The sequence below is a fragment of the Polaromonas sp. P1_G4 genome (genome assembly GCF_056405475.1).
On record NZ_JBFUCA010000013.1, the window covers coordinates 1 to 18785 of the forward strand.

The 18785-nt window shown below is 63.4% G+C and carries 20 protein-coding genes; 14 read left to right on the plus strand and 6 right to left on the minus strand.

The window, feature by feature from the left end:
- Together AC1D1X_RS01415 and AC1D1X_RS01420 are read right to left on the minus strand one after the other, a co-directional pair.
- On the minus strand, positions 1 to 830 hold an 830-nt coding region (locus tag AC1D1X_RS01415; protein WP_477697716.1), incomplete at its 3' end, for a methionine synthase.
- Between the two features lie 58 nt (positions 831 to 888).
- Positions 889 to 1890: an LLM class flavin-dependent oxidoreductase gene (locus AC1D1X_RS01420; RefSeq protein WP_477671456.1), complete on the minus strand. Its 1002-nt coding sequence runs from the start codon at positions 1888 to 1890 to the stop codon at positions 889 to 891.
- Positions 1891 to 2003: 113 nt separating this feature from the next.
- Here AC1D1X_RS01420 and AC1D1X_RS01425 point away from each other — a divergent pair, with 113 nt between their 5' ends.
- Positions 2004 to 2564, plus strand: a complete 561-nt coding sequence (locus AC1D1X_RS01425) for a YaeQ family protein (RefSeq protein ID WP_477671455.1) — start codon at positions 2004 to 2006, stop codon at positions 2562 to 2564.
- Here AC1D1X_RS01425 and AC1D1X_RS01430 read toward each other — a convergent pair.
- The 3 genes from AC1D1X_RS01430 to AC1D1X_RS01440 all read right to left on the minus strand — a co-directional run bounded on the left by AC1D1X_RS01430 (position 2561) and on the right by AC1D1X_RS01440 (position 6595).
- A complete protein-coding gene (locus AC1D1X_RS01430; RefSeq protein ID WP_477671454.1) occupies positions 2561 to 3502 on the minus strand; it encodes an ion transporter in 942 nt (313 codons plus the stop codon). The genes AC1D1X_RS01425 and AC1D1X_RS01430 overlap by 4 nt on opposite strands.
- Before the next feature lie 170 nt (positions 3503 to 3672).
- Complete coding sequence (locus AC1D1X_RS01435) at positions 3673 to 4785, minus strand: mandelate racemase/muconate lactonizing enzyme family protein (RefSeq protein ID WP_477671453.1); 1113 nt, start codon at positions 4783 to 4785, stop codon at positions 3673 to 3675.
- A gap of 55 nt (positions 4786 to 4840) precedes the next feature.
- Positions 4841 to 6595 carry a long-chain fatty acid--CoA ligase gene (locus tag AC1D1X_RS01440; protein ID WP_477671452.1) on the minus strand — a complete coding sequence of 585 codons (1755 nt, stop codon included), beginning with the start codon at positions 6593 to 6595 and terminating at the stop codon, positions 4841 to 4843.
- A gap of 273 nt (positions 6596 to 6868) precedes the next feature.
- On the opposite strand from AC1D1X_RS01440, the gene AC1D1X_RS01445 reads away from it, so the two are divergent.
- The 9 genes from AC1D1X_RS01445 (at position 6869) to AC1D1X_RS01485 (ending at position 14186) form a co-directional block, all read left to right on the plus strand.
- On the plus strand, positions 6869 to 7822 hold the full coding sequence (locus AC1D1X_RS01445; protein ID WP_477671620.1) for a Bug family tripartite tricarboxylate transporter substrate binding protein: 954 nt from the start codon (positions 6869 to 6871) through the stop codon (positions 7820 to 7822).
- Between the two features lie 187 nt (positions 7823 to 8009).
- Entirely contained in the window at positions 8010 to 8795 is a 786-nt protein-coding gene (locus tag AC1D1X_RS01450) for a GntR family transcriptional regulator (protein ID WP_477697717.1), read from the plus strand.
- Entirely contained in the window at positions 8792 to 9580 is a 789-nt protein-coding gene (locus AC1D1X_RS01455; RefSeq protein WP_477697718.1) for a transporter substrate-binding domain-containing protein, read from the plus strand. The genes AC1D1X_RS01450 and AC1D1X_RS01455 overlap by 4 nt, the downstream gene beginning before the upstream one ends.
- Positions 9581 to 9708: 128 nt before the next feature.
- A complete protein-coding gene (locus AC1D1X_RS01460) occupies positions 9709 to 10371 on the plus strand; it encodes an amino acid ABC transporter permease (protein ID WP_477697719.1) in 663 nt (220 codons plus the stop codon).
- 21 nt (positions 10372 to 10392) lie between these two features.
- Positions 10393 to 11073 carry an amino acid ABC transporter permease gene (locus AC1D1X_RS01465; protein WP_457279229.1) on the plus strand — a complete coding sequence of 227 codons (681 nt, stop codon included), beginning with the start codon at positions 10393 to 10395 and terminating at the stop codon, positions 11071 to 11073.
- Positions 11063 to 11839 (plus strand): amino acid ABC transporter ATP-binding protein, encoded by a 777-nt coding sequence (locus tag AC1D1X_RS01470; RefSeq protein WP_477671449.1) that lies wholly within the window; start codon positions 11063 to 11065, stop codon positions 11837 to 11839. Before AC1D1X_RS01465 ends, AC1D1X_RS01470 begins: the two co-directional genes overlap by 11 nt.
- A 12-nt stretch (positions 11840 to 11851) precedes the next feature.
- On the plus strand, positions 11852 to 12508 hold the full coding sequence (locus AC1D1X_RS01475) for a DUF1989 domain-containing protein (RefSeq protein WP_477671448.1): 657 nt from the start codon (positions 11852 to 11854) through the stop codon (positions 12506 to 12508).
- A gap of 213 nt (positions 12509 to 12721) precedes the next feature.
- Positions 12722 to 13879 carry an MFS transporter gene (locus AC1D1X_RS01480; protein WP_477697720.1) on the plus strand — a complete coding sequence of 386 codons (1158 nt, stop codon included), beginning with the start codon at positions 12722 to 12724 and terminating at the stop codon, positions 13877 to 13879.
- 28 nt (positions 13880 to 13907) lie between these two features.
- Entirely contained in the window at positions 13908 to 14186 is a 279-nt protein-coding gene (locus tag AC1D1X_RS01485) for a hypothetical protein (RefSeq protein WP_477671446.1), read from the plus strand.
- Positions 14187 to 14219: 33 nt separating this feature from the next.
- On the opposite strand, the gene AC1D1X_RS01490 is transcribed toward AC1D1X_RS01485, so the two are convergent.
- Positions 14220 to 15278: a DMT family transporter gene (locus tag AC1D1X_RS01490; protein WP_477671445.1), complete on the minus strand. Its 1059-nt coding sequence runs from the start codon at positions 15276 to 15278 to the stop codon at positions 14220 to 14222.
- A gap of 129 nt (positions 15279 to 15407) precedes the next feature.
- Here AC1D1X_RS01490 and AC1D1X_RS01495 point away from each other — a divergent pair, with 129 nt between their 5' ends.
- From AC1D1X_RS01495 to AC1D1X_RS01510, 4 genes are all read left to right on the plus strand, one after another.
- Positions 15408 to 15851 carry a hypothetical protein gene (locus AC1D1X_RS01495; protein ID WP_477671444.1) on the plus strand — a complete coding sequence of 148 codons (444 nt, stop codon included), beginning with the start codon at positions 15408 to 15410 and terminating at the stop codon, positions 15849 to 15851.
- Between the two features lie 113 nt (positions 15852 to 15964).
- Positions 15965 to 16300, plus strand: a complete 336-nt coding sequence (locus tag AC1D1X_RS01500) for a hypothetical protein (protein ID WP_477671443.1) — start codon at positions 15965 to 15967, stop codon at positions 16298 to 16300.
- Between the two features lie 8 nt (positions 16301 to 16308).
- Positions 16309 to 17478: a TolC family protein gene (locus AC1D1X_RS01505; RefSeq protein ID WP_477671442.1), complete on the plus strand. Its 1170-nt coding sequence runs from the start codon at positions 16309 to 16311 to the stop codon at positions 17476 to 17478.
- 24 nt (positions 17479 to 17502) lie between these two features.
- Positions 17503 to 18785: multicopper oxidase family protein (locus tag AC1D1X_RS01510; RefSeq protein WP_477697721.1), on the plus strand; the 1283-nt coding region annotated here is incomplete at its 3' end.

The window sequence follows — 18785 nt, forward strand, 5'->3', positions numbered from 1 at the left end:
TCCTTGCCCTCAAGCAGCGCCATCAGGTGCGGCGGCACGTGGGAGTGGTAGCACTCCAGGCTGACCTGGCGGATGGTGCTTTTGGCCAGCGCCGGAAACACGGTTTCGTACTGCCGCCATTCCTCGCCCAGGGTTTCCTTCCAGTCGGTGTTGGCCTTGATGCCGTAGCCGTAGCAAATGTGCACGGCGGTCGTGCAGGTCAGGTCCTGCGCCGCGCGCTCAAGCGCCCTCACGCCCCAGTCGGCGGCTTCCTTCATGTAGACATTGAACGCGGGTTCGTCGAACTGGATGATGTCGACGCCGTCGGCCTGCAGCGCCAGCGCTTCCTGGTTCAGCAGCTCAGCAAACGCCATCGCCATCTTGACCTTGTCGCCGTAGAACTGGTCGGCCACGGTGTCGACAATCGTCATCGGGCCCGGCAAGGTGAATTTTATTTTTTTGGTGGTGTGCGCGCGCAACAGCCGTGCTTCAGCAGCATGCACCCGGCCCTTGAGCTTGAGCTGCGACACCACCTGCGGCACCATCGCGTCGTAGCGGTTGTCGCGTATGCCCATCTTGACCTTGTGCTCGAAGTCGATGCCGTCAACCTGCTCCAGAAAACCGTGCACAAAGTGCTGGCGCGACTGCTCGCCGTCACCAATCACGTCCAGGCCCGCGTCTTCCTGCACCTTGATCCACAGCAGCGTGGCGTCGGCCTTGGCCTGCCTGAGTTCTTCGCCTTCACTTTTCCACTGAGGCCAGAGTTTTTGGGTTTCCGACAGCCAGCCAGGTTTGGGCAGGCTGCCGGCGATGGCGGCGCTAAAGAGCGGAGTGGCAGGAGGCGTTTGCATGGGGTGGTCCTTGTCTCGATATTTGTTCAGTGTTTTTTGTGGGTAGCCGGTTTCAAACTCAGAAAAACTCCCGCGCCAGCAGTTCATAGGAGCGCCTGCGGGCAACGGGGTCGTGTGTCCAGGTGATCACGACCAGCTCGTCAACCCCCAGTGTATGAGCCAACGCCCTTAATTTGGCAGCAACTTGCGGGCCGCTGCCGACCAACGCATTGGCCCTGAGCCTGTCGGCCTCGGCCTGCTCGACCGGCGTATACGGCCGCAGCGCCACTTCTTCGGGCGAAGGCAGGGCCGCCAGCGCGCCGCGGTTGCGGTCTATCTTCCAGCGCTCGCGACCCGAGAAGTGATGCCAGGCCTCGGCCTCCGTGTCGGCCGCCAGCGCCCAGACGCAGAGCACCGCCTGCGGCGTCGGGTGGCGCGGGCTGGGCCGGTAGGTGGACCGATACAGGTCCAATGCCTGCTCCGCGCCCTGCCCGTCGGTGATGAAGTAAGCAAACGCATACGGTAGTCCATAGTGCGCGGCCAGCTGCGCGCCGTAGTCAGAACTGCCCAGCATCCACATCTCCGGCGTGGTCGGCCCCATGGGGTTGGCCGTCACGCCGCGGCCCGGATGGCCTTCGGGCAGGTCAACGCCAGCCAGCCAGGCCTGCAGCTCACGCACCTGGATGGGAAAGTTCTCGGCCGACTGACGCGGGTCGCTGCTCAGCAAACGCGCCGTACGCATGTCCGAGCCCGGCGCGCGGCCCACGCCCAGGTCGATGCGGCCCGGCGCGATGGCTTCGAGTACCCGAAACTGCTCTGCCACCTTGAGCGCCGCATAGTGCGGCAGCATGACACCGGCGCTGCCCACGCGGATGCGGCTGGTGGTGGCCGCGATGGCTGCCATCAAGACTTCGGGGGCCGAGCCGACGATGCTGGGGTGGCTGTGATGCTCGCTGACCCAAAAGCGTTTGTAGCCCAGCGCTTCGCAGTGGCGGGCCAGTTGCAGGGTTTCGCGGATGGAGGCGTCTTCCGTGCGGCCGGTGACGGCGACGGACTGGTCTAGGACTGAAAGACTGATCATCGGGAAACTATAGCCAGACCCGTTAAATCCCGCTCGGGCGGGGTTACCCTTCTGCGCTCTGTTCCAATAGAGGGTTCGTTCCCGTCCAGACCAGAGATAAAGAAGTAAATCCTATGGCACTCAAAGCCACTATCTACAAAGCCCAGCTAGCCCTGTCCGACATGGACCGCAGCATCTACGCCGACCACAGCGTGACCATTGCGCGCCACCCGTCGGAGGCCGACGAACGCATGATGATCCGCCTGCTGGCCTTCGCGCTCAACGTGCCGGCCGACGACAAAAAGGGCAACCTTGAATTTGCCAAGGACTTGTGGGACGTGGATGAAGCCGCGCTCTGGCACAAGGACTACACCGAGCAGATCCTGCACTGGATTGACGTCGGCCAGCCCGACGACAAGCGCCTGATGAAGGCCGCCGGGCGGGCCGAAAAGGTCAGCGTCTACAGCTTTGCCAGCAGTACACCGGTCTGGTGGAAGAACATTGAAACCAAGCTCACCCGCGCCGCCAACCTGGTGGTCTGGCAGATCGATGCGGCAGAAAGCCAGGCCTTGGCCAAATTGGCTGAGCGCAGCATGCAGCTGCAGGTGACGGTGCAGGACGGCACGGTGTGGATGAGTACAGCGCTCGGGTCGATAGAGATCACGCCGCGCCGGTTGACGGCCGGCGCGTCTTAAACACCAGGACGCCGAGAGGATGCATCCTTCGCGTCCCCGGAATCCTTGTGCTGGTCTTGATGCTGATAAAGCGGCAGCGCTGCCCCGCAATGAAAGCAGAAGTCTGCCTCGGGCAGGTGGCCTTCGGTCAGGCATTCATGGCAGGTGCGCGTGGTCGGCAAGGCCAGATGCTGCAGCCGCCGCTCCGCCGCCATTTCGGCCGTGACGATGCCGGTGGGCACCGCAAGAATGCCCCAGCCCAGCAACATCATGAATGACGAGATCAGCCGGCCCAGGTCTGTCTTGGGCGTGATGTCGCCAAAGCCTACCGTGGTGACCGTGCTGATGGCCCAGTAGACCGAGGTCGGGATGCTGGTAAAGCCGTTGGACGGCCCTTCGACCACGTACATCACGGTACCCATCACCAGCACCATCATGACCACGGCTGACAGGAACACCAGAATCTTGCGGCCGCTCGCTGCCAGCGCCCGGCCCAGCGACTGGTATTCAGCCACGTAGGCAGCCAGCTTGAAGATACGGAACACACGCAGCAGCCGCAGCACGCGCACATCGATGAGCGCATGGAGTTCCGGAAAGAACAGCGCCAGGTAAGTTGGCAACACGGCGACCAGATCGATGATGCCGAAAAAACTTGTCGCGTACTGCAGCGGCTTGCGCACACACACCAGGCGCGCGATGTATTCGGCGGTGAAGAGTAGCGTGAAGATCCATTCGACCACCGCGAACGCCCGGCCGTGCGAAGCATGGATCGACTGCACGCTGTCGGCCATCACCACGGCGATACTGACCAGGATAAGGGCGATCAGTGTCTTGTCAAAAAGCCGTCCGGCACGGGTGTCGGCCTCAAAGATGATGGTGTACAGGCGCAGCCGCCAGCCGTCGAGCGGCTTGTCATCCAGGTCAGGCGAAGGAGGAAGAGACGGAGCGGGTTTGGCCATGCAGGAAAAGCGCAGCAAGCGCCGCGTGTTCGTTGGTTTGACAGAGCAGCACGATACCTGACCTGGAAAGCCGGCACAGCCGTGCAGGATTTTGCTACTATTTTTATAGCTGCTTGCGCTCGTCCATTATGGCTTTCAGCCACTTTTTACTAAAAATCATCCGAACGACATCAGGATGCCGGCTGGTGGTATCTGGCCCAGGCTGCTTCCGTGGGCGTGGTGCTGGCGCCCGGCTGCTGCGGCAGGCTGAAGTGGCCGTCCACCACCTGGGCCGGCTCCAGGAAGCAGTCCTTGATCCAGGGGATGTATTCAAGCACCGTGCAGGCCGGGTGGGCATGATTGAGGTGCACATGCACCTGACTCATGTCGCCCGCGTGCGGCGCCACCGGCAACCGGAAGGAATGCGCCGTGTCGCAGACGCGCAGCACTTCGGTGATGCCGCCCATGCGCGTCACATCGGGCTGCACCCAATGAATCGCTTCCTGGTGGAAGAATTCCGCAAACGCATCGTGCGTGTAGAGCTGCTCGCCCAGCGCGACGGGGATGCTGGTGCTGCGCGCCAGTTGCGCATGGCCTTTCACGTCGTCGTACCAGAGCGGCTCTTCAATCCAGTACAAATCAAATGCCTCTGCCGCGCGGCAAAAGCGCTGGCAGGTGGGCAAGTCCCATTTGCCGTTGCCGTCGGTTGCCATGGTGATGGCGGGGCCGATGGCGCGGCGCACGGCCTCCAGCCGTTTCAGGTCACGGTCGACGCTGGAGCCAATCTTGACCTTGATACCGGTGAAGCCTTCGTCGACTGCGCGCTTCGCMCCAGTCACCAGCTGGTCGTCGGGAATGCTCAGCCAGCCGATGTCGGTGTTGTAAGCGCGTACTTTCTCGCGCACCTGGCCGCCCAGCAGCTTCCACAGCGGCACGCCCGCAGCCTTGGCCTTCAAGTCCCACAGCGCGATGTCGATGGCGGCCTGAGACAGCGTGATGATGCCGGCGCGCCCCACCCACTGCAGGGCCGGGTTGCGCGCCAGCTTGAGCCATAAACGCTGGATGTCTGCCGCGTCTTCACCGATCAGAAGCGGCGCATGGCAGGTCTCGATGCAGCGTGTAATCAGTTGGTCGCTCGGCAAATGGGCATGGGTGCCGGTGAAGCCGTACCCGGTGAGCCCGTTGTCTGTGTCTATCTGCGCCCCGACCACGCCCCAATGCGAAATGGTGTGGGTGCTGTCGGCAATCTGCGAGCCCGTGACGGGCACATGCAGGATGAACGGCTTGACCGATGTGATTTTCAATTTTGTCTCCGGGTGGCACTCAGAAGGCTCAGAACCCGCATCGTGCCAGAGTCAGTCACTTTGCGCCCTGCTCCGCTTCCTGCAAGGCTCGCCACATGACCTTGCCCGAGCCGCTCTTGGGCAGCGCATCGACAAACTGCACCACACGCGGATATTTGTACGCCGCCATGTTCTCCTTGCACCAGTTGATGATGTCGTCTTCCGTCGTCTGGCCTTTGGCCGCGGCGCGCAGCACCACCACCGCCTTGACGGTTTCGCCGCGGTAGGCGTCTTTGGTACTGATGATGCAGGCCTCCTGGATGGCCGGGTGCTTGAACATCAGCGCCTCCACTTCGGCCGGCCACACCTTGAAGCCTGACGCATTGATCATGCGCTTGAGCCGGTCGGTAATGAAGAAATAGCCTTGCTCGTCCATGCGCCCCAGATCGCCCGAGCGAAAGAAACGCTTGCCGTCGAGCTCGATAAAAGCTTCGGCCGTCGCGTCCGGGCGCTTCCAGTAGCCCTGGAATATCTGCGGCCCGCTCATGATGATTTCGCCCTGCTCGCCCTGTGGCACTTCCTTGAGCGTGACCGGATCAATGATGCGCGAGTCGCAGCTCATGAAGGGAACGCCCAGGCATTGCTGTTTGGTGGCGTCATAGGGGTTGCTGTGCGAGGGCGCCGCGGTTTCCGTCAGGCCGTAGCCTTCGGCAAAGCGCAGGCCGTATTGTTCCCACAGGCGCTGGGCCACAGCCTGCGGCATGGCCGCCCCGCCGCCGCCGATGTAGACCAAACTGCGAAGGTCGAAGCTGGCGAAGTTGGGACTACCCAGCAGGTCGATCACCATGGTGGGGATATTCGTCCAGTGTGTCACCCCCCATCGCGAGATCAGGCGCCCGGCCAGCTCGCGGTCCCAACGCGGCATGATGACCAGCGTCGCACTGCCGTAAATGGAAGCGTGCATGACCGACACCATGCCTGTGATGTGAAACATCGGCACCACAGACAGCGTGACGTTTTCAAACGTGCTGCCGCCCCACAGGCAACTGGCCACAGCGTTGTGCATGATGCTGGCATGCGTGTGCATGCAACCTTTGGGCAGCCCGGTGGTGCCGCTGGTATAGGGCAGCACAGCCAGGTCTTGCGGCGTGGCGGTGTGTGGGGGCAGCTCGGTGGTTTCTCCGGCCGTCATCGCATCAGCCCAGCTCATCACTGTGCCGCCGTCCAGTGCGGGCAGTGAGTGGCGCGTGCCCAGCCATTCGCGCCAGGCGTCGGGCATCGCTGCATCGTCGCCGCCGGATTGCTCCATGTCAAAAGCATCGCTGTAATGCGTGACCACCAGGTGCGTGAGCCGGTCGGTGGGTGCCAGCTGTGCATTCGCCCTGGCCAGCTCGGGCGCCAGGTCGGCCGTGGTGATGGCAACCCTGGCGTCGGGATCGGTGATGTAGTGCTTGAGTTCTTCGGCCCGGTTCATCGGGTTGACCGGCACGACCACGGCATTGGCCCGCAGGATCGCAAAGTGCGCGATCACCCACTGCGGGCAGTTCTGCATGTTGAGCACCACGCGGTCGCCCTTGCGCACGCCCATGCGGTAAAGCGTGGCTGCCAGGCGCTCGGCTTGCCGCATCACTTCGGCATAGCTGAGCGCGCGGTTGAAGAAAACCAGCGCGGGCTTGTCCGGAAAGCGCAACGCGCTGACCGCCAGGTTGTGCCAGAGCGAAGTCGCCGGCGGCGTGATGCTGTGCGGCAGGCGCTTGGGCCAGACCTGGTGGTGCAGGTTGTGCGGAGTTGCTGCGGGGACGGCCTGGCCGGTATTGGAATCAAGGGTCAAGAAAAAGGCTCCAGACAAGTACTGACTTGGGACCCAAGCCTACCCCGAGTCCACACTGCCCACATCCGGGAAGCTCCTGATAAAACACTGTCACTTGAGCGACCCGCGCTCACTATGATGGATTGCACCCGCACGGCAGCCCGTGCGAGAGCACATGCATTCCCCTTTCACGGCGGAAGTCCTTCCGGCCTCACCACTTACACGCGGAAATAAAAGCAGAAACATCCAGGAGACACCATGACCCGATTTCTCGCCCTTCGACGCAAAACCCTGATGTCAGCTTGCGCGCTGGCCTTCACAGCGCTGGCGTCTGGCGCAGCGTTCGCGGCTTTTCCCGAAAAGCCCATACGCGTGGTGATCGGCTTCCCGGCCGGCGGGCCGCTGGACCAGCATGCACGCCTCTTGACCGAGCGCCTGCAGGCCGTGCTGGGTCAGCCCATCGTGATCGACTACAAATCCGGCGCCGGCGGCACCGTGGGCGCACAAGACGTCATGAAGGCCGCGCCCGACGGCTACACCCTGATGCTGGCCAACACCGGCGTGATGGTGATCAACCCCGCGCTCTACAGCAAGCTGCCCTACAACACGCTGAAAGACTTCACCCCGATTGCGCGCACCGCCATGCAACCGCTGGCCCTGCTGGTCAACCCCAAGCTACCGGTCAACAACCTCAAGGAATTCATCGCCTACACCAAGGCGAGGCCCGGCCAGGTCAACTACGGATCGGCCGGCAACGGCGGCATCAGCCATCTGGTGCCCGAGATGTTCAAGAATGCCACCGGGCTCTTCATGGTGCACATCCCCTACCGCGGCAGCGCCCCCGCTTTTACCGACCTGATGGCAGGCCAGGTGCAGTTCATGGGCGAATCGATTCCGCAGGCCGCCAACTATCACAAGCAGGGCAAGGTCCGTGCGCTGGCCGTGACCAGCAAGGAGCGCAACCCCGCCCTGCCTGACATCCCGACGGTGATTGAATCGGGCATCAAGGGTTTCGAGGTGGTGGGCTTTTACGGCTTCCTCGCACCCGCAGGCCTGCCCAGGGACGTGACGGCCAAACTCAGCGATGCCTTCAAGCAGGTCATGACCAGCCCGGACATCCGCAACCGCATGGTCACGCAAGGGGCCGACCCTGCCTTCATGGGCAGTGATGAGTTCGCCCAGTTCCTGGCCGCTGAAATGCCGCGCTGGGCCCAGGCGGTCAAGGCTTCCGGTGCCAGGCTGGACTGACAGGATCCGGCGCGGTAGAGGCGCCAGCAGCCAGAGCCACGCGCCTACGCCATTCCCCTTTCTGGTRCAGACGGCCCCAAAACCCCGCAATTTTGGCTCCCAGGCACGCCAGACAGGTGCACATAACTTGTATACCAGTTAATTGAACCAGTTTGGCAGCTGGCACGGGATATGCACTACAGGGTGCATGGCCACAGCCTCCGACATCTCCAACCGCATCATTGAAGCCGTGATGGCGCAAAAGCTTGCGCCCGGCGCGCGCCTGGGCGAGCAGCAGCTGGCCATGTTGTTTGACTGCAGCCGCACCATCGTGCGTGAGGCCCTGACCCGGCTGGCGGTGCGCRGCATCGTTACCGTCAGCAGCCGGCGTGGCTGGTACGTCATCGAGCCTTCGCAGGAAGAGGCGCGCGAAGCCTTCGAGGCGCGCCGCGTGATCGAGATGGGCCTGATCCGCTGTACCRGTGACGTCAGCAAGGCTGCCATCAAGCAGCTCAAAAGCCACCTCACCCGCGAGAAAGCCGCCGTCAAAGGCGACGACGTGGGTCTGCGCAGCTTTTTGCTGGGTGACTTTCATGTGTGCCTGGCCGAATGCCTGGGCAACAGCCTGTTGGCCGATACCCTGCGCGATTTCACCGCGCGCACCACACTCATTGCCATGCTCTACCAGTCGTCGCACGATGCGGCGCAATCCTGCGAAGAGCATGTGCAGATCGTGCAGGCGCTTGAAAAGGGCGACCTGGCCAAGGCCGAAAAACTCATGCAGGCCCATATCGGCAGCGTGCAGGCCGCGCTCAAGCTGCAGGTCGGCGCCGGCGACCCGCTGTCGCATCTGCGCAGCGCGTTGAGTCCGCTCGCCGCGCAAGTGCTTGACAACGCGCCGTCCAAAGATTTGTCCACCCGTGTTCGCAAAGCCGGCCGTGCTTCGGCCAAACCCACTGACGATTCCTCAACCTACCTTGGAGCCCTGCTATGAATTCCAGAAAACGCGTTTTTTCTCTTGCTCTTGCCGCAGCCGCCGTGCTGGGCGCCACCGGCGTCCATGCACAGACTGCGCTGGACGACATCATGAAAGCCAAAGAGATCAAGATCGCGATCCCGACCGACTTCCCGCCCTACGGCATGGTCGGCACTGACCTGAAACCCCAGGGCCTGGACGTGGAAATGGCCGGCTACATCGCGCAAAAACTCGGCGTAAAAATCGAGCTCGTGCCTGTCACCAGCGCCAATCGCATCGCTTATCTGCAAACCAAAAAAGCCGACCTGGTGATCTCCACGCTGGGCAAAAACCCCGACCGGGAGAAAGTCATCGACTTCACGGTGGCCTACTCGCCCTTCTTCCAGGCCGTGTTCGGTCCCAAGAGCGTCAGCGTCAAGTCGTTTGCCGATCTTTCCGGCAAGAGCATCAGCGTCACGCGCGCCGCCCTGGAAGACCAGGAACTGAGCAAGGTTGCACCTGCCGGCGCCGACATCAAGCGCTTTGAAGACAACAACACCACCGTGYCGGCCTACACCGCAGGCCAGGTGCAGCTGATCGCCACCGGCGCCTCCGTGGCCGGCAACATGATGGCCAAGAACCCGCAACTGAACACCGAGTACAAACTGCTGCTCGCCGACAGCCCCAACTTCATCGGCGTGGCCAAAGGTGAAGACAAGCTGCGCCTGAAGGTCAATGAAGTCATTGCCGAAGCCAAGAAAAATGGCGACCTGGACAAGATCGCGATGAAATGGCTGGGCCGCCCTGCCGGCAATCTTCCCTGACCCCCGTTGCGGTTCGCTGCGCGTAACCGCCTCCCCCTTGCAGGGGGCGCCGCTTGTGGCCCGGCTAAGCCGGTTCCACTGCGGCTACTGGTAGGGAAGGCAATCGTCGTTCAACAGGAGAGCACCAGATGCGCGTTGAGTTGGATTTCATGGCCGTGTTGTCGCAATGGCCGCTGCTGGCCATTGGGGTTGCCTGGACGCTGGGCCTGACGGCGATCTCGTCGGTACTCGGCATGTTCATGGGCATGGCGTTTGCCTGGGCGCGCGCCAGCGGGCCCACGTGGCTGCGCTGGGTTGTCGGCACGTATGTGGAGCTGATCCGCAACACGCCTTTTATCGTGCAGCTGTTCTTTATCTTCTTCGGCCTGCCGGCTGCGGGCTTCAGGCTTTCGCCTGAGACGGCCTCGGTGCTGGCGATGGTCATCAACCTGTCTGCCTACGCCACCGAGATCATTCGCGCGGGCGTTGAAGCCACGCCACGCGGACAAATTGAAGCCGCCGAAAGCCTGGCACTCAACCGGGTGCAGATTTATACCCGTGTGGTGCTRCCGCCGGCACTCAAGAAAGTCTGGCCCGCCATGGTGAGCCAGATCATCATCGTGATGCTGGGCTCCGCGGTGTGCGGGCAAATTTCGACGCAGGAGCTGTCTTACGCCKCCAACCTGATCCAGGGCCGCAACTTCCGGGCGTTTGAGGCCTTCATCATCGCCACGCTGATCTATTTGGTGCTCTCCGTTGCGGTGCGCAAGCTCCTCAACTGGATGGGTCCGAAGTTCCTTTTTGGTCGCTAACTGGAAAGGCCGGGCAATACCATGATTGAATTTTCTGTCTGGGATATTTTCAGGAACCTGCTCCTTGCGGCGCGCTGGACCGTTGTGCTGTCGCTCGTCGCCTTCATAGGCGGCGGCATCGTCGGCATGCTGCTATTGGTGGGCCGGCTGTCCGCCACCCGCGCGGTGCCGGGCGCGCAGAAGGCGGCCCTCATCACGCGCCGCGCGCTGGACGGCTACGTGCTGCTGTTCCAGGGAACGCCCTTGCTGATGCAGCTCTTCCTGGCCTATTTCGGCCTGGCGCTTTTCGGCATCAATGTGCCGGCCTGGGTGGCCGCCGCGGTGGCGCTGACGCTTTACACCAGCGCCTACCTCGCCGAAATCTGGCGCGGCTGCGTTGACGCCATCCCCAAAGGCCAATGGGAAGCCGCGCAAAGCCTGGCGCTCAACTTTGGAGAGCAGCTCAAGTACATCGTGTTGCCGCAAGCTGTGCGCATTGCCGTGCCGCCCACCGTGGGCTTTCTGGTGCAGGTCATCAAGGGCACGGCGCTGGCCTCGGTGATTGGTTTTATCGAACTGACCAAGGCCGGCACCATGATCACCAACGCCACCTTCAAACCCTTTGTGGTGTACAGCTGCGTCGCRCTGATGTACTTCGCGCTGTGTTTCCCCGTGTCCCTGTATGCCCGCAAGCTTGAGAGGAAAGCCAGAAATGGACGCTAACGTCGCATCATCCCCCGCAACAACTTCGTCCGACAGGACTCTTGTCGAGATCAATCAACTTCGCAAAAGCTTCGGAGCCAACGAGGTTTTGAAGGGCATTGATCTGGAAGTCAAGGCCGGCGAAGTGATCGCCATCATCGGCAAAAGCGGCTCGGGAAAAAGCACGCTGCTGCGCTGCATCAACGGGTTGGAAGTCTTTCAGAGCGGCACGCTGCGTGTGGACGGCAAGCACCTTTTGCACGACAGCCCGCAGGTCATGCGCGAGCTGCGCCAGCATGTCGGCATGATCTTCCAGAGCTTTAACCTCTTCCCGCACCTGACCGTTGGCAAAAACATCATGCTGGCACCGACGCTGGTCAAGAAGACGGCCGGTGCCCCCGCAGAAGAACACGCGCGTGCGCTGCTGCAACGCGTGGGCCTGGCCGAAAAATTCGAGTCCTGGCCCGACCAGCTTTCGGGCGGGCAGCAACAGCGCGTGGCGATCGCGCGCGCACTGGCCATGCAGCCTTCGGTGCTGTTGTGCGACGAGATCACCTCGGCGCTGGACCCTGAACTCGTCGGTGAAGTGCTGCAGGTCGTGGAAAGCCTCGCCGCCGAAGGCATGACGCTGCTGATGGTGACGCACGAGATGAACTTCGCCCGCAAGGTCTGCGACCGAGTGGTCTTCATGCACCAGGGCCGCGTGCACGAGATCGGGCCGCCCGACGAAGTGTTTTCGAATCCGCAAACCGCCGAGCTGAAGCAGTTCCTCGGGATGATCCAGTAACCTGGGGAATCCATGACGCCCGGCGCCCTGCACATCCCTGCCGGCCACGGCAAGGCGCTGCGCCTGCAGGCCGGGCAAGCCGTGAAGGTCATCAACACCCACGGCACGCAGGTGGTCGATTGCTGGGCGTTCAATGCCTACGACCTGAACGAATTCATGTGCATGGAAACCACCCGCGTGTGGAACCAGCACCTGAATCCTGTCGTCGGCGACTCTTTCGTCACTAACCAGCGCCACCCCATCCTCACCGTGGTGGAAGACAGCACGCCCGGCGTACACGACACCTTCATGGCCGCCTGCGACCGCCGCCGCTATGAACTGTTGGGTGTCAAGGGCTACCACCGCAACTGCTGCGACAACATGTTTGAAGGCATGTTCGAGCTGGGCCTGACGCCGCCACGCGCCATCCTCGCTTCGTTCAACATCTTCATGAACATCCGGGTGCAGCCCGACGGCATCACACTCAAAACCCTGCCCACCGTGACGAAGGCCGGTGACTCGATCACGCTGCGCGCCGAGATGGACTGCTTTGTCGCGTTTTCCGCCTGCCCGCAGGACATCGTGAAAATCCAGGGTGCGGGCGACAACACGCCGCAGCCGGTAGACCTGGAAGTGCTGCAAAGCACATCAACCCTGCCCGCCAGCGGGCCCTGGATCCCGCAAACCTGACGGGGCCGCGCAAGACCGCCTTTCACCCGCTCCTGCAGGATTGGGTGAGTTCCCGCACAATAGCGGTGACGTCTTTTTGTTGCTCTCAATTTGATAGCTGCTTGCGCTGATTCCGGTTGGGCCGAAGGCCGATTTGTTGCCTAACCGCTCGCCCRCCCGCAACCATGCCTTCACCCTGATCTGCCCACCGGATTCCTGCTGCCYATGACTGCCATGCCGCCCATTCTCTATTTCTTCGCCCTGTGCAACCTCGTGATCGGCAGCGGGGCTTTTGTGCTCGGCGGCATCCTGCAGCCCATGAGTGCCTCGCTGGGCATCAGTGTGGCGGCCGCCGGCCAGGCCATGACGGCATACGCCATTGCCACCGCGGTGCTGGCGCCCCTGCTCATCATCCTTACCGCCAGGTGGCCACGCAAGCGCGCCGTCCAGCTGGCACTCAGCCTGTTTACCGCCGGTTGCCTGGTTTGCGCCGTCGCGCCCAACTTTCCCCTGCTGCTGCTGGGCCGCGTACTGATGGGAGCAGGTGCCATGTTCACCGCCGCAGCATCGGCGCTGGCGGTCAGCATGGTGGTGCCATCGCTGCGCGGCAGGGCGCTGTCCATCACCTTCCTGGGCATGAGCATCAGCTACGCCGTGGGCTTGCCGATCGGCGCCTGGCTGGGCTTTGAGTTTGGCTGGCGCGTGCCGGTCTGGCTGTCGGCCGGGGCCAGCCTGGCGGCGCTGATCGCGGCGAGCTGGCTGATCCCGGCCGACATGGCCAGCGCAGGCACCAGCTTTGCGGGTTTCCGCGCCGCAGCGCGCCAGCCCGCGGTGCTGCGCGTATGGGGCCGAACGCTGCTGTATTTCATTGCCATCTTCAGTGTTTTTGCCTATGTCGGTCCGGTACTGCAGGCGCTCAACCCCATGAGTTCAGCGCAGCTTTCCGCCACGCTGGCCGTCTTCGGCCTGGCGGGCGTGGCCGGTACGTTGATGGGCGGCTGGGCCACCGACCGCTTTGGCGCACTGCGCAGCATGCGCGTGCAGCTGGCTGTGCTGGTGGCGATGATGTGCCTGCTGCCGCTGACGCGCGGCCATGTGCCGGCCACCATGGCCGTGCTGGTTCTGTGGGGCATTGCAGGTTTCGGGCTGATGGCACCGCAGCAAAGCCGGCTGGCCACCTTGTCGCCCGCACAGGCACCGCTGCTGCTCAGCCTCAATGGCTCCATGCTGTACGTGGGCACGGCGCTGGGCGCTGTGGTCAGCGGTGCGGTGCTCGATCAGGTGGGTTTTGCGCAGCTGGGCTGGGTCGGCGTGCCTTTTGGTTTGCTGGCCATGCTGACGCTGGTGTTCGACCGCATGCCGGCCCGGGTGCAGGTGTCCGCCGCCGCCTGAACGTCCCTTCAAGCTCCACAACCAGAACATGACACCCCAACAGCAACTCGAAGCATTGCAGGACGCACTGCAGCAACTGCGCAGTGACGGCATTCGCGCGGGCACCTTTGCACAAATGGCTGCGCAGCAGCAAAGCCTTGCAGCTGCCTTGCCGGCCCGCTTCAGTGATGTGCTGTCGCAACTGCTCAACCGGCTGGAGTCCGCCGCACTGTTCACCGAGGAAAGCTGTTCATTCAGCCAGAAGGAATTGCTGGACAGCCTGCAGCTCTGGATCGACAAGGCGCAGCTGCAACTTCAGAAATCCTGAGACCTGTTTGCGGTCTAAACGAGGCCGTCTTCTTCAGCCACCGGAATGCCCGTGGCGGTGATGGGCGTCAGGGTAGTGCGCATGGCTGTGGGCCAGGGGCTCATGGCGGTGGCGATGTGAATGCATTCCTGGAACCGCCTGCGCATGCTCATGCGGGTGATGCGCGTCATGCGCATGCAGGTGTTCATGTTCCAGCGCTTCGTGCCGATGCATGTGCGCATGATGCTCGGTCAGGTGCAGCCAGATGCCGATGGCCATCAGCAAGGCGGCACCCACCAGTTGCCAGGTGACGGGCTCGGCAAGAAACACCACGGAAAACAATGCGCCCACAAAAGGCGCCGTCGAAAAGTAGGCACCGGCCCTTGATGCCCCAAGGTGCCGCAAGGCCACCACAAAAAGCGCCAGGCTCACGCCGTAGGCCAGCAGGCCGACCGCCATCGCGGCGGAGATTTGTACCGCACCCGGCAACGCCGCGCCTGCCAAAAAGGCCAGCAGCAGATTGGTGACACCGGCCACCAGCCCTTTCACGCAGGCAATCCATGACGCATCCACCAGCGACACCTTGCGCGTGAAGTTGTTGTCCAGCGCCCAAAAAAAACACGCCAAAGTCACGGCCAGCGCGGGCCACAGCGCGCTGAATGTTGACCCCGCCGTGGCCGCTGCCTGCTGCGGCCAGCTCAGCAGCACGGCACCCGCCACGATAGCGGCCATGCCCGCCGCAATACGGCGGTCAAAATTTTCCTTGAACACCATCCAGGCAAGCACGGCGGTCAATACCGCCTCGGCATTGAGCAGCAGGGCCGCATGGCTGGAAGGCATCGCCGACAGGCCGTACATCAGCAGCACCGGCGCCAGCCCGCCGCCACACAGCACGGCCGCGGCCAGCCAGCGACCCTCGCCGCGGTTCAGGCGTGGCCGGGCAGCGCCGCGCAGGCGCCGATAAATCGCCAGCCCCAGACCTGAGCCCAGGTACAAAAGCCCGGCGAGTATCCAGGGATTGACCTGGCCGAGCAGCGACTTGGCCAGCGGCGTGCCCGCGCCGAACAGGAAAGCCGAGGCCAGGGCGGCTGCAACGCCAGGCTTCAAAAGCATGGAATGAAGTTTCAAAGGACGAACCTGCTTGTCATGAGTGATCACAACAGTTTCCACTGCCGGCCTTGCGATGGCAAGCTTAACGGCTTGCCGCGGGAACTTTTTAAACGCATCGCCTATCATTCACCCATGCGCCACCTGCTCTTCGCCCTGATGATCGCCCTGCTGCCCTTGCGCGGCTGGGTGGGCGATGCGATGGCGACGCAAATGGCCGCAGCCCATGTGCAACACGGGCGGCTTGCTTCCGTGGAACAGGAACAGTCCGCTACCAAAACGATAGCTGCTTCCGCTCACCACATGGGGGTTGAGGGCCATTCAGGCCACGAAGAGACGTCGCCCGAAGCAACCATGGCCATGCACGACTGCGCCGGGCAAACCTCGGGGAACACCCCCCAGTCGAGCGATACCGGCTGTGAATCCTGCGCGGCATGCCAGGCCTGCCATACGGTCGCGCTGTCGCTGGCGGTGCCGGACCACAGCCCCGTTTTCCAAGGGCGCAGCCTGCTGCGTCCAGCGTCAGACCAGTTCGCCAGCGCCGACGCCGCGCTGGGCCAAAAACCACCCATTTCCTGATCTCCAGGCCCGTACTGGGCCTGTACTTGCCGTCCGGCAGGGCCTTTCAGGCTCTTGACGCCGGATACCCGCGATTTTCCGCAAATCGCCCCGCTTGTATCCAGGAGATTCTTGTGACCATTCGTTTCATTTCCCGCCCGCGCACAGCGCTGGCCCTCGCGCTGTTTTTCATCGGTTATGCCGGGGCCCATGCACAGACAGATCCCTACCCCCGGGTGAACCCCCGACCCACCGAACAAGCTGCCAGCCCGGGCACGCTGGTGCCATCCACCCCGTACCAGTCCGTATTTGTGAACCGTCCGCAAGGCGTGGAGCCGGCCAGCGATGACTGGAAAAAATCCAACACCACTGCGGGCCAATTCAAAAAGGGGCATGCCGACCTGCTGAAATGGGAAGAGGCCCAGGCACCACGAACCGAACCTGCGGCGCCCGCCGCCTCGAAACCATGAAGCCCGGCATGACCTCCGCTGCCGGCCACCGCCACACCGCTCCACGTCTGGGTTCATTGGCGCTGCTCATGCTGGCCCTCGCGGGCTGCACAACGGCAGTGCCCGACGGCGGCGTGAGTGGCCTGCAGGCGCTGGCCGCCCCGCAACCGGGCGGCTCGGGCACTTCGCCCCCCGTGCTCATTGCGCGGCCGGGCAAAGACAACAGCGCCGCCGTTGCCGACCTGCTGAAAGGCCCGCTCAGCGCAGAAAGCGCGGTGCGCATTGCACTGCTCAATAACCCCGGCCTGCAACTGTCCCTGGCCGGCGAAGGCGTCAACATCACGGATGCCGTGTCTGCCAGCCCGGCCAAACTCAAGGCCGCGCAAGACATCACCCTGCTGTCAAGCGATACCCGCAAAGCCTGGATCAACGCGGTGGCTGCCGCGCAGACAGCGCGCTTTATGGACGAGGCCAGGGAGAACGCGGAGACCGGCGGCGAGCTGGCGCGCCGCATGGCACGCGCAGGCAACTGGAGCAAGCTGCAGCAGGCCCGCGAACAACTGCTGCTGGCCGAGGCCACGGCGCAATTGGCGCGCGCCCGGCAGGCCGCTTTCAGCGAGCGCGAAAAACTCGTGGTGGTGATGGGCCTGTGGGGCACGCAAGCCGGCTTCACATTGCCCGAGCGGCTGCCCGACCTGCCCCCGAAAGCGGAAGACATGCCGGACATCGAAAGCCGCGTGCTGCAGCAGCGGCTGGACCTGCGCCTGGCGACGGCGCAATGGGCAGGGCAACGCGCCATCCGGCCCCAACCCGGTGCCGACGGCCTGTGGGACACCCTGGGTGATTCGGCACGTGTGCGCGAACTGGCGGTCAGGGCGCGCAGCGAAGCACGCGAGGCTTACCACAGCTACCGCACGGCCTACGACCTGGCACGCCACTACCAGACGGAGGTGATGCCGCTTTACCGCTTCATCCAGGATGAAACGGTACTGCGCTACAACGGTATGCTCACCAGCGTCTTTGACCTGCTGGCCGGCGCCCGCGCGCAGACCCTGGCCGCTGCCGGCACCATCGAGGCGCAACGCGACTTCTGGCTTGCCGAAGCCGACCTTCAGACGGTGCTTGCCGGCGCATCGCCCGGCACGGCCTCGTCCAGGCCTTCCGGCAAAACCGGCGCCGCCACAGCCGCAGCGCACTGAGCGCCCCCCAACACAAGGAATCCCATGAATCGACGAAATTTCTTTAACCGCGCGGCGCTGACAGCGGCAGCTGCCGCGTCCGTCAGCAAGGTGGCGATGGCCGCGCTGCCGGAACCCGTGACGATGAACAAGCCCGATACCGCGCCGCCGCTGGCGCCGCCGAACGGCCGGCCCTACAACCCGGTCGTCACCCTGAATGGATGGACGCTGCCCTGGCGCATGAACAACGGCGTGAAAGAATTCCACCTGGTGGCGGAGCCGGTGGTGCGCGAAATGGCACCGGGCTTCAAGGCCCACATGTGGGGCTACAACGGCCAGAGCCCGGGCCCCACGATTGAGGTCGTCGAGGGCGACCGCGTTCGTATATTCGTCACCAACAAACTGCCCGAGCACACCAGCGTCCACTGGCATGGCCAGCGCCTGCCCAATGGCATGGACGGCGTGGCCGGGCTGAACCAGCCGGCGATCCCGGTGGGCAAGACGTTTGTGTATGAGTTCGCGGCGCGGCGCCCCGGCACATTCATGTACCACCCGCATGCCGACGAAATGACGCAGATGGCCATGGGCATGATGGGTTTCTGGGTCACACACCCCAGGGAAAAACATCCGCTCATCGACGTCGTCGACCGCGACTTCGTGTTCCTGCTCAACGCCTACGACATCGAACCCGGCAGCATGACGCCGAAGATCATGACCATGCTGGACTTCAACCTGTGGAGCTGGAACAGCCGCATCTTCCCCGGCATTGACCCGCTGGTGGTGCGCAGGAACGACAGGGTGCGCATACGTGTGGGCAACCTCACCATGACCAACCACCCGATGCACCTGCACGGGCACGAGTTCACGGTGACCGGCACCGACGGCGGCCCCACGCCGCGGCCGGCCCGCTGGCCGGAAGTGACGACGGATGTTGCCGTGGGCCAGATGCGCCAGTTTGAATTTCTGGCGGACGAGGAAGGCGACTGGGCTTTTCATTGCCACAAAAGCCACCACACCATGAACGCCATGGGTCACGACGTGCCCACCATGATTGGCGTGGACCACCGCGGTCTCGTCAGGAAAATCCAGAAGGCTGTGCCCGACTACATGGTGATGGGCGAACGCGGCATGGCCGATATGGGGGAGATGGAGATGCCGATCCCCGACAACACCGCGCCCATGATGACGGGCAAGGGCACCTACGGCGGCGTGGAAATGGGCGGCATGTTCAGCGTGCTCAAGGTGCGCGGGGACCAGAAGCCCGGCGAATACAAGGACCCGGGCTGGTACCGGCAGCCGGCCGGCACGCAGGCTTATGAGTGGAAGGG

Bases quoted from the DNA above. Each gene is read 5' to 3' on its own strand.
- AC1D1X_RS01420 (WP_477671456.1), bottom strand. From the start codon at position 1,890: ATGATCAGTCTTTCAGTCCTAGACCAGTCCGTCGCCGTCACCGGCCGC.
- AC1D1X_RS01425 (WP_477671455.1), top strand. From the start codon at position 2,004: ATGGCACTCAAAGCCACTATCTACAAAGCCCAGCTAGCCCTGTCCGAC.
- AC1D1X_RS01430 (WP_477671454.1), bottom strand. From the start codon at position 3,502: ATGGCCAAACCCGCTCCGTCTCTTCCTCCTTCGCCTGACCTGGATGAC.
- AC1D1X_RS01445 (WP_477671620.1), top strand. From the start codon at position 6,869: ATGTCAGCTTGCGCGCTGGCCTTCACAGCGCTGGCGTCTGGCGCAGCG.
- AC1D1X_RS01470 (WP_477671449.1), top strand. From the start codon at position 11,063: ATGGACGCTAACGTCGCATCATCCCCCGCAACAACTTCGTCCGACAGG.
- AC1D1X_RS01475 (WP_477671448.1), top strand. From the start codon at position 11,852: ATGACGCCCGGCGCCCTGCACATCCCTGCCGGCCACGGCAAGGCGCTG.
- AC1D1X_RS01480 (WP_477697720.1), top strand. From the start codon at position 12,722: ATGCCGCCCATTCTCTATTTCTTCGCCCTGTGCAACCTCGTGATCGGC.
- AC1D1X_RS01485 (WP_477671446.1), top strand. From the start codon at position 13,908: ATGACACCCCAACAGCAACTCGAAGCATTGCAGGACGCACTGCAGCAA.
- AC1D1X_RS01490 (WP_477671445.1), bottom strand. From the start codon at position 15,278: ATGCTTTTGAAGCCTGGCGTTGCAGCCGCCCTGGCCTCGGCTTTCCTG.
- AC1D1X_RS01495 (WP_477671444.1), top strand. From the start codon at position 15,408: ATGCGCCACCTGCTCTTCGCCCTGATGATCGCCCTGCTGCCCTTGCGC.
- AC1D1X_RS01505 (WP_477671442.1), top strand. From the start codon at position 16,309: ATGACCTCCGCTGCCGGCCACCGCCACACCGCTCCACGTCTGGGTTCA.